The 10645-nt window shown below is 59.4% G+C and carries 4 protein-coding genes; 1 reads left to right on the top strand and 3 read right to left on the bottom strand.

What is annotated here, in order from left to right:
* On the top strand, window positions 1-312 hold the full coding sequence (locus PMI23_RS18240; RefSeq protein ID WP_007909019.1) for a Nif3-like dinuclear metal center hexameric protein: 312 nt from the start codon (window positions 1-3) through the stop codon (window positions 310-312).
* A 67-nt stretch (window positions 313-379) separates the two neighbouring features.
* Here the strand turns inward: PMI23_RS18240 and PMI23_RS18245 are convergent, their stop codons facing one another.
* The 3 genes from PMI23_RS18245 to ptsP all read right to left on the bottom strand — a co-directional run bounded on the left by PMI23_RS18245 (window position 380) and on the right by ptsP (window position 10540).
* Window positions 380-6109, bottom strand: a complete 5730-nt coding sequence (locus PMI23_RS18245; protein ID WP_007909018.1) for a membrane-targeted effector domain-containing toxin — start codon at window positions 6107-6109, stop codon at window positions 380-382.
* Between the two features lie 178 nt (window positions 6110-6287).
* On the bottom strand, window positions 6288-8003 hold the full coding sequence (nagE, locus tag PMI23_RS18250; RefSeq protein WP_007909017.1) for an N-acetylglucosamine-specific PTS transporter subunit IIBC: 1716 nt from the start codon (window positions 8001-8003) through the stop codon (window positions 6288-6290).
* A gap of 23 nt (window positions 8004-8026) precedes the next feature.
* Window positions 8027-10540 carry a phosphoenolpyruvate--protein phosphotransferase gene (gene ptsP, locus PMI23_RS18255; RefSeq protein WP_007909016.1) on the bottom strand — a complete coding sequence of 838 codons (2514 nt, stop codon included), beginning with the start codon at window positions 10538-10540 and terminating at the stop codon, window positions 8027-8029.
* Window positions 10541-10645 lie beyond the last annotated feature (105 nt).

Consider the following 10645-nt stretch of genomic DNA (forward strand, 5'->3'; position numbering starts at 1 on the left):
GTGTACAAGCTCGCTTTTTTTGTTCCCGACAGTCATGTCGAGGTGGTCAAAGGGGCCGTGTTCGCTGCCGGTGGTGGGCGAATCGGTGACTATGACCACTGTGCGTGGCAGGTGCTTGGGTCTGGCCAGTTTCGACCTTTGGACGGCAGTCAGCCGTTCATTGGTGAAGCGGGGCAGATCGAGCGGGTTGAGGAATGGAAGGTTGAGCTGGTGGTGGCGGATGAGTTGATCGTTGCTGCTGTAGCGGCGTTGAAGCTCAGTCATCCCTACGAGACACCGGCTTATGAGGTGTGGCGGCTGGAAGATTTCTGATCTTTCTTGCTGCTGAAACAGGAAACCCGCTGAGAGTGATTTCAGCGGGTTTTTTGTGGCCGGTAATTTAGCTTACGGCCGTCATGCCCTTGTCCTCTTTAAGCATATTGATCAGCGTCTGCAGATACTTGAAACGCAGGTCTTTCTTGCCCCATCGATCAATGTAAAGCAAGCCTTTGTCATCCACCTGGATGGGGGTGGTGACGATGTTGCCGGTGCCGGACTTGTGCACCAGTGTGGTTTCGCCCGGGCTGGGATGTTCGATCAGAAAGTCGCCCGGTTTGATCAGTTTGCCCCGGTCGACAGGCAAAACCGGTGCAGCCTTGTTCATTCCGGCAACAGCGACCTCCATCGTAAAATCGCCGCGTAACGCCCAAGTGCCACTGCCGGAGGGGGATTGCGAAACTTCCCACACCCCGCGATGGACACCACTGGCCACTTCAGGCGCAGCATCACGTATATGCAGGCCGGCGGCCCCAAGGGTATCGGCCAGGCCGGGCACGCCCAGGTTGTAATTGGTATGGGCGCTGCCGACAAAGGCCACCCATTCGTGCGGGCCGTGTGCCAGTTGGTCGGCCTCGATCACCTGGGTCGCGAAATAACTGAACATCTGGTTTCGTGACAGGCTCGGGTCATATAAACCTTCGAGATGGTAGCTGGCGGTGCAGTCGAGGGCCCTGATACGCAGGTTGTATTTCGCGGCTGCCTGAACCACCTCGGTGTAAGTATCGTTACCGGTGTAGAGAGGCATGTGGCCGCTATCCTGGTCACTCAGAAAAGTCTTGAGTCGCTCGGGCATGCGATGGGTGCGGTAAAAACGATCCAGGTCGGCCTGGTGCAGATCGGTCATCAGATGCTCCATATACAACGTTTCGTACCCGGCTTCCTTGAGTGTCTTCATGTAGATCTTGATTTGCGCCTTGCTCGATACATGGTGATGCGCTTCGCCGATCACCAGATTCAGACGACCGTCAGCCATTTGTCTTAAAAAAACCTTGAAATCGGTGCCATCGACAAGCTGCGGCAACTTGGCGCCAGGAGAGGGGACGAAGTCGGTGAAAGCGTCGCTCGCCGTTTTCTCCAGGCGTGCGCGGCTGGCGAGAAAGGCATCGTAGGCCTGCGCCTGCTTTTGTCCTGCCGGACGGTATCTGGGGTCCATTGAGTGGGGTTCTCTGCGCAATTGAGCAACGTCGTCACGCATCGACACTGGTATGTCGAATTCGCTGAAATGCTGAGCGCTGGGGGTGTCAGCTTCTGGTAGCTGAGGAAGTGGCCGCCGGGCCTTGTATGACGTGGCCAAGGCGACATGATAATCGCTTTTGGCCGTGGCTTCGCCGGCTGCGGCGCCGGGTAAGTCCACACCAATACGTGCAGGCTGCCCCGCTGCGATATCCTCGATACGGACCGCGACGGCGTCGTGCAGGTCGGCCAGACCTGGCGTGTTATCAAACGTGGTCATGCGTGAGTGGTCGGTCAGGGCAATCCAGCGTTCGTCAGGTACGTCGGCCATATCGGCGGCTATGGTTTTATACGAGTAGAAATTCCTGACACTGTTGTTGCGCTGGGTCAGTGGCGAAACATCGCTCATCAGCAAGGCTCCGTCCAGGTTGTAACTGGTCGAGGCGTCCAGTGCTTTGACCTTCAAACCCTTTTCTCGAGCCGTGCGCACCAGCGCCACGTAGGAAAATGGCGCTTCGGGTCCATGGCCCAGCGCGGCATCGACTGCGGTCAGATGCGTTTTGATGTGCTTCCAGGATTTTCCTCGGTTGAACCTTTCCAGTTTGACGTTGAAGACGTCGCCCGGCAGGTATTCCACATAGATGCACTTGAAACCCCTGTCGATCAGCGCGTCCATATCGTTGATCAGTACCTGTTTGCTGGCGATGGAGCCAGGCTCGGCTCCGATCACCAGATTTTTTTGGGTGAAGGCATTGCCGCCGATCAACTGGGCAAATGAAGTGTCGCTGGCGACAGTGGGGACTTCGGCGCGAACAGGCAGAGGCGCGAGTTGTTCAAAGTGACGCGTAGCATCCGTGGTCAGTTTTTCGACTTGTTGCTGGTAGGTCTTGCGTGTGGAGGCGAGTTCCTCGACTGCGCCGTAGAGATAGGGCTGGGGTGAAGAACCCATGTAGTCCTGACCCTTTTTGATTATGTCTTCTCTGGTTTGCGGGTTCATCACCATTTCGATCCGGCCCCAGTATTTGGGCGGCATGCCATAGTCTTTGTGCGGGCCGGGTGTCTGCGGCACAGGTTCGTATTTCGGTGCACCGCCCGACACGCCACTGCGCACCATCACGCCGTCAGAGTTGGGCATGGCCTGGATCCCGGTCGACAAAAATCTGCCGGTTTCAGGGTCCAGGCGATGGAGCAAGTAACGACCGACGGCATCAGTCTTGTGCGATGCCCACAGCGGCCGGCCTTTATAAACCACCGGTCGCATGTCCGATGACGGCGCAGTGGGTTCAAGTTGATCGATCAGGGCCATGACCCGCGCCTGCTCGTTGGCGGCGCTGCCCGCGGCCAGGCGTAGGGGGCGGTTGACGGGATTGAGTGAGCGCAGGGCGGGACGCAGATCGGTCAATACCGCACCGGCACTGTTGAACAGATAACCGAGGAAATGTTGGAACGCTTCGCTGTTTTTTCCCTGGCGATAAGCATGCAGAGCGAGCATGGCGTCTTTGAATGCCAGCAGCAGGCCGGTGCTCAGACTCAACAGCGGAAAGGGCGCAGTGGCAATGGCGGTGACCCATTCGACACACGTCCAGATCAGGCCGGAAATCATCTCGGTGCGGCCGGTGGTGGTGGCGTGAACGTTGTCGATCTTGCGCTGCAGTTTCATGTTGTATAAACCCTGGCGCAGGTCGCTGACTGGCGTCACCGCGCGGGTCGAGTCGTAACGTGCAAGGCTGGATGTGGTTTTGTTGATATCCTCGGGCAGGCTATTTTTCGCGGCTTCGAGGAATGTGCGAATCCTGGCCTGGGATTCAACGCTCACCCGCCGGGTGAAATACTCGATCATGCCGTCCTGCTGTTTCAGCAGGTAATTGAACAGTCTGGCTTCGCGAAAGCTGACGCCATCGGGAGCACCAGGGGTGTAGAGCAGAACCGGGTTTTTGTCATGGCTGAACAGCCAGCTGTCGAGGACCCATTCACCGTCGATCATCAGTCGGTGAATCGGGTAGTTTTTTTGCCTCTGCCTGGATGTGTCACCCATGCTGTCGATACTCTGCTCCAGCCATACCAGATCATTGCTGGCGATATGGCCTTGCAGACGGCATTCCAGTGCCGCGTATTTCATCTGGCGCTTGGTAATGGCCAGTGTCGTATTGCGCCTGAAATCGTAACCCTCGCTTGCCGGGTCTTGCAGGTCTTTTTTGACCTTGGCGGTGTATCGTTCACCGATCCAGACGCCCCTGACCGAGCGCGCAACATTCTGCGCGGTCAGGTGGCTGATATCGATCCCCGGTGGCCCTTTGAAGCGCGCCGAGCGCGAAAATTTTTCATCGAGAAAACCGATGCCGTCGGCATACCCGTCGCGGTACAAGCGGGTGTAGTTCACCGGTTCCGGCGTCGCCGAACGCACGATAGAGAGCGGCGAGTAGGCCCAGACAGTATCCGGGTCAACATCGTTGGCCGGGCGCTTGAGCAATTGGTTCAGGCTTTTTTTCGCTTGTTCATGCACGAACGCCTCAAAGCCTGGAAAGCGGCTGTCCGATAGCTTGTGTCTGGCGAAAGCCTGCGACGTGCCCTCGGCCTCTTCAGATAATGTCGACAGCTTTCTGCGGTTGGCAATTGTGGTCGTGCGATACCACACGGGAGTGCCGAAATCATAGTCGTCGATCCGAGTCGCCAAGATGTGGTCGGCCATAGCCCGAAGGCAGACGAGATGATTGCCGGAGTTTTCGAAGGTGACCTTTTTGTGTTCCTGGTCCTCTGGCTTGAGGCTCAGACCGGAGAGCACTTTGTGCAGGCTTTGACGAAAACGCAGGGGGGCACGGCTGATCAGGTAGCCGGCCATGCTGTTGGCGTCATCGCTGTGCCCGGCCCAACCAAGGATATGGGTCTGGCATTCAAGTTCGCTGGCGAACGCCTGCAACTGCCGTTCTCGTGGCGCTTGTGGTGTACAGAGCAATACGCGTGTAACGGCACCGGCGCTGTCGCTTTGTCGGAGTACCCACAGATCCTGTAATTGCGCGCCGTGCAGGGCCAACGTCGCGGCACGCAGGCGTGAGTCGCTGGCGCTGCGCAGGTCGCGGATAAGCTGCAAGTCACTGTCGAACAAATGGCCCTGCAGCACTGCTGTGCGAGCGAGCGCGAGGATTCGTTGATCCAGCATGTGCTCGAGGGCTGGCCTTATGGTCGAGCGCGCCTGCATCTCCTTCTGCAAATGGTTGAAGTCGATGCGCGGCTGCAGCTTCAACGCCTGCTCGACAAGCCATGCTGGCGTAACGTCCGAGTACGATGCCGGCAGGGGCGCATCGTTGTAGGTGAGGGTGGTATGGCTGAGAAACTCCGAACCCGACAATTCATCGCCGGTATGCGGTCCGCGCAGGGACAGATCGATCAGGTTGCGCCGATGCTCAAAGACACCGTACCCGGCTACCCGACGATCAGTGCTGATATGCAGGTTTTGGGGATCCAGATCATCGATTTCCAGATCGTCGCTGAGGCACTCAAGCCATTGATGCCGGGCCAGTGCCATCAGGCTGGCCGCCGGTCCCATCAAATCGAGCAGTGTTTGCCGTGCCTGATGGTAGTTGCCTGCCTGCTGCGCCAGCTCGGTCTGTTTCATTGTGCTGGCGCTGCGATACCAATCCGGAGCGCTGTTGCGCAGGTGGCGTTCGAATAAGATTTGCGCTCGCAGTTCCAGGCGCTGCGTGAGGTCCGGCAGTGAGACCGCGATGGCCCGATCGAGGGCCGCCAGCAGCAGTGCAACGTCTTGTTGCGGGTTGTCGTCAAAGCTCAACGCGCGCTCGATGTCCTGCATGCGTTTATCGATCAAGGCATCGTAGGTATGTTCAAACAATGGTTTGCTGTCGATCGGCGTCAGTTGCAGCGGCCAGATCCCTGCGGCGCCGACGTTGTGATAACGCGTCGGCAACAAATGCAGGAATCCGTCGGGGCCCGTGGCTTTTTTGAGGTAATCAAGCAAATGGCTATCGAGGTCGGCCAGAGAGTCGAAGTACTCAATGCCTCTTGTCGGCGTAAACAGCACAACATAGCCGACGCTTTGATCAGTCAAAAGGTCGCTGACCCTGGGGCGGTCCTTTTCAGTGATCACAAAGGCGCCGGCCAGCTCGACGGTGATTCCCTGATAACCGAACTGCAGAGCGTACATGGCCGGACGCAGCATTGGCCCAAGTGTCGTTTTTTCCAGAAGTGCACCGGCTTGCGGATGCAGCAGACGATCCTTTACAGCCTGTCGCGCCTCGTGGCCGATGGCGGTGAAGCCAGCGTCGTACTTCAAAAATGTCTTGGCGGGTTTGCCATCGATCAGATCGCGAAGATCCATATTGATCAATTGCGTGTTGAGCCTGATCTTGAGTGTCGCGATCAGCTTCTTCCCGGCATCGCTGTGCAGGTCACTGGTTGCCAGTGCCTGATAAAGCGCACGGCTACGCTGCAGGAAGTGTTCACGGTAGGTGTTCAACTGCTCGTTCAGGCGCTTCAGGTACGCCTGCTCGGCCGTCGGTGGCTGTTCAGAGAGCAGCGGGGGCTCGATCTTGAAAAGGTGGTGGCCGATCTGATTGAGATCGTTTCTGACCTCTTCGGGCGTGGCTACAGCGGAAGTGCTCATCGGCACAGCCTCCATGCTGGTGGGAAGAGTCTTCAGCATGGCGAGGATGGCGGTGGCAGTGGTGGTACATATGTATTGAAGGACGCCCGCGCACCAGGTGTTGTCTGTCGCGCGCAAGGTTCGGCGAGCGGGGGCGTGCCGCCGAACTCGCTATAAGTCCGGCGCGCGCACCCTCATGTCAGGCCCTGGCACCGACCTCGATGCGATTGACCAAGTTCTCCAGCGCGCCACTCAGACTCGCTGCTTTATCGCCCACCAGCAGATGCCAGATCCCGCCTTCCAGCTGGCTGACACCCTGACAACCCAGTGCTTTCAACTTTGCCTCAGACAAGGCCGTGCCATCCGCCAATTGCAGGCGAATCCGCGTCATCGCAATGCAGTTCAGTTGCAGCACATTGTTGCCGCCGCCCAGGGCATTCAGCCATTGCTGCGCTTCAAAACCGGCGACCATCACTGCTGTTGGCTCATCAGCGGCAACAGCGGTTTCCATCAGGACTGCACGCCCCAGCGCCGGCATCGCCAGGCGAATCTCATCAGCAATACTGTCCGCCATTGGACCGACAACCACCTGCAAACTTCCACCCTTGCCCGGACGCACAACCGCCATCGCCCCCAGCGCTTTCAGCTCAGCATCCGACGCCTTGTTGCGATCGACCATCTCCAGGCGCAACCGCGTAGTGCAGGCGCCAACGGTGACCAAATTCTCCGCCCCACCCAATGCCTTGATGTAAGCACTGGCGCGTTCGTTCTCAGTCAGTACGGCTTTTTCACTGACAGCGACATCCTCCCGCCCCGGCGTCTTCAGATTGAAGCGACGAATACAGAAATCAAACACCGCGTAATACACCACGGCATAGGCCAGCCCGACCGGGATCACCAGCCAGCCGTTGGTCGAACGACCCCAGCCCAGGACCATGTCGATAAAGCCGCCGGAGAAGGTGAAGCCGAGGTGAATGTTCAGCGCATTGGTAATCGCCATCGACAACCCGGTCAGCAGCGCATGCAGCAAATACAACAGCGGCGCCAGAAACATGAAGGCGAATTCGATCGGCTCGGTCACCCCGGTCAAAAACGAAGTCAAAGCCATCGACAGGAAAATCCCGCCCATCACTTTGCGGCGTTCCGGCAGGGCGTTGCGGTACATCGCCAGACACGCCGCCGGCAGGCCGAAGATCATCATCGGGAACATGCCGGTCATGAACTGGCCGCCCTTCGGATCACCGGCGAAGTAGCGCGACAGGTCGCCGGTCACCAATGCCCCGGTAGTTGGGTCGGTGAAGTTGCCGAACACAAACCACGCCATGTTGTTGAGGATGTGGTGCAGTCCGGTGACGATCAGCAGGCGGTTGAACACGCCAAACACGAACGCGCCAATGCTGCCGCTTTCCATCATCAGCGCGCCGAAGGCGTTGATGCCGTGCTGGATCGGCGGCCAGATATAACCGAACACCACGCCCAGACCGACCGCCGCGAACCCGGTGACAATCGGCACAAACCGTCGACCACCAAAGAATGCGAGGTACTCCGGCAGCTTGATGTCCTTGAAGCGGTTGTACAGCGCGCCGGCCATCAGGCCGCTGACGATACCGGCGAGCATGCCCATGTTGATGGTTGAATCGAGCACCTTGAGCGTGGAGATCATCACCAGATAACCGATTACCCCGGCCAGACCGGCAGTACCGTTGTTGTCCTTGGCAAAACCGACCGCGATGCCGATGGCGAAGATCATTGCCAGGTTGGCGAAGATCACTTGACCGGCGTCGTGGATGATCGCGATGTTCAGCAGGTCGGTGTCACCCAGCCGCAGCAGCAGGCCGGCAATCGGCAGGATCGCGATCGGCAGCATCAGCGCGCGGCCGAGGCGTTGCAGGCCTTCGATGAAGAGTTGGTACATGGCGTTTGTCCTTGTTGTTTTTGTTAGCGCAGAGGCCAATGTTGGTGACAGGCGTGGCGCACGGCGGCGGCGCTACTCAGCTTGAGCAGGTCGCGGCTGAGGCGCTGGCATTCGGCTTCGTGTACCTGGCGCACGCGATCCTTGATTTCCCCAATCTGCACCGGGCTGACCGACAGTTCGGTAACGCCCAGACCGATCAGTACCGGCGTCGCCAGCGGGTCGGAGGCGAGGGCGCCGCAGACGCCGACCCAACGCTTGTGGACTGCCGCGCCTTCGCAGGTCATGGCGATCAGGCGCAATAGCGCGGGGTGCAAGGCGTCGACCCGTGCGGCGAGACCGGCGTGATCGCGATCCATGGCCAAGGTGTATTGCGACAAGTCGTTGGTGCCGATCGAGAGGAAGTCGGCGTGTTCGGCGAGTTGTTCGGCTTGCAGAGCGGCGGCGGGGACTTCGATCATCACGCCGATTTCCGGGCGCTGACTGACACCGAGTTCCAGGCACAGCGCATCGACGCGTTGACGAATGTGCAGCAGTTCGTCGACCTCAGTGACCATCGGTAACAGGATCCGGCAGCGGCGCAGCGGGCTGACTTGCAGCAGCGCGCGCAGTTGCTGATCGAGGATCTCCGGGCGGGCCTGAGCCAGACGAATGCCGCGCAGACCGAGCACCGGGTTGGCTTCGATGGGCAGCGGCAGGTATTCGAGTTGTTTGTCGCCGCCGACGTCGATGGTGCGGATGATCACCGAGTGCTCGCCCATCGCGTCCAGTACGCCTTGATAGGCCGCACGCTGTTCTTCGACATCCGGAGCGGTCTGACGATCAACGAAGAGGAACTCGGTGCGCAGCAAACCGACGCCATCGGCACCATTGGCAAAGGCGTCTGCGGCTTCAGCGCTGGAGGCGACGTTGGCGACGACTTCGATGGTCACGCCATTGCGGGTTTCTGCAGGCAGGTGAGCCTTGGCTTGCTGTGCGTCGCGGCGTTGCTGACGATCAATTTGCGCCTGCTTAACTTCAGCCAGACGTTCGGCATTCGGCGTCAGTTCGAGGCGTCCACCGTCGGCATCGAGCACCACCGCTTGGCCTTGCGGCTGATCAAGCAAGGCCGAACCCAACGCCACCATGCACGGCAGACCTTTGCCACGCGCGAGAATCGCCACATGCGAGGTCGCACCACCCTCGGCCATGCATAACCCGGCAACGCCTTGCGCGCTGAGTTGCAGCAGATCCGAGGGTGTCAGTTCGTGAGCGGCAACAATGGCGCCGGCCGGCACGTCGTAATGCCATGCTTCGCCGAGCAATGCCCGCAACACGCGTTGCTTGAGGTCGCGAAGATCGTTGGCGCGCTCAGCCAGCAGCGCGCTGCCGGTGTGTTGCAGGACTTCGCACTGCACATCGATCGACTGACTCCACGCGTGAGTCGCCGCAGTGCCTTGTTCGATGGCTTGCTGCGCGGCGTCGAGCAGCGCTGGATCTTCCAGCAGTGCCAGATGCGCGGCGAAGATCGCTTCTTCATCGGCGTTCTTGTGTGTTTTCGCTTGGGCGAGGGTGCCGTCGATTTCTCTCCTTACTTGAGTCAGCGCCGTCTCAAGAATCTGCAGTTGTTGCAGCGGATCATGATGACCGGCATCCGCCGGCAAACTGATCGCGTTCAAGCGAAAGAGCGGCCCGCCGACCAGTCCGGGCGCGGCGCACACACCGTGCAGCACACCTGCTTCGGCGGGGCGTTTAAGAGGCGCAATACTGACCGGCGCGGCAGCGTGATGTTCATCCGGCAGGGCTGTCGCCAACGCGGTGAGCAACGCTTGCAACGCCGCTTCAGCGTCCGGACCCTGACAGCTGACCTGCACTTCGTCCTGCTCGCCAACCGCCAGCCCCATCAAACCGATCAGGCTGTTGCACGGCGCCGATTTACCGGCGAAGTGCAGTTGCGACTGGCTTTTGAAAGCTTGCGCAGTTTGCCGAATCAACGCCGCCGGGCGTGCATGCAAACCACCGCGATGAGCCACCAGCACATGACCGTGAATCTCAGGTCCGCCGACCTCCGCGACATTCGCCGCCACGCTGTTACGCGCAACAATGTGCAATAGCGGCTCGCCAACCTTCACCGCTTTCAGCGTAATCGGCCGCACTTGAAAATCCTGGCTGTTGGTCAGGATCAACAGGCTGACCAGGCTTTTGCATTGCTGGCCAACCTTGTCCAGGTCATAGCGCAACAACGGCTGACCCTTGCTGACGCGGGTGCCATCCTTGACCAGCATCGAGAAGCCTTCGCCGTTCAACTCAACGGTGTCGAGCCCAAGGTGCAGGAGGATTTCCGCACCGTTGTCGGCGCGCACCGTCAGCGCGTGGCCGGTGCGCGCGACGTGGATGATCACCCCGGCGCACGGCGAATACAGCGTGTCGTTGATCGGGTCGATGGCAATGCCGTCGCCCATCGCGCCGCTGGCGAACACCGCGTCCGGGACTTTGGCGAGCGTGAGCACCGGGCCGCTGAGCGGGGCGCTGAGGGTCAGCTCTTTATTGTTGTTGTGCATGGCTCGGTCTCATCGGTTAAATCTCGGTTCGATGTCCCTGTAGGAGCTGCCGAAGGCTGCGATCTTTTGATCTTGTTTTTTTGGATCAAAATCAAAAGATCGCAG

This window comes from Pseudomonas sp. GM24, assembly GCF_000282235.1.
GTDB lineage: Bacteria > Pseudomonadota > Gammaproteobacteria > Pseudomonadales > Pseudomonadaceae > Aquipseudomonas.

Coding starts and splice junctions, on each gene's coding strand:
- ptsP (WP_007909016.1), bottom strand. CDS start 10,540: ATGCACAACAACAATAAAGAGCTGACCCTCAGCGCCCCGCTCAGCGGC.
- PMI23_RS18245 (WP_007909018.1), bottom strand. CDS start 6,109: ATGAGCACTTCCGCTGTAGCCACGCCCGAAGAGGTCAGAAACGATCTC.
- nagE (WP_007909017.1), bottom strand. CDS start 8,003: ATGTACCAACTCTTCATCGAAGGCCTGCAACGCCTCGGCCGCGCGCTG.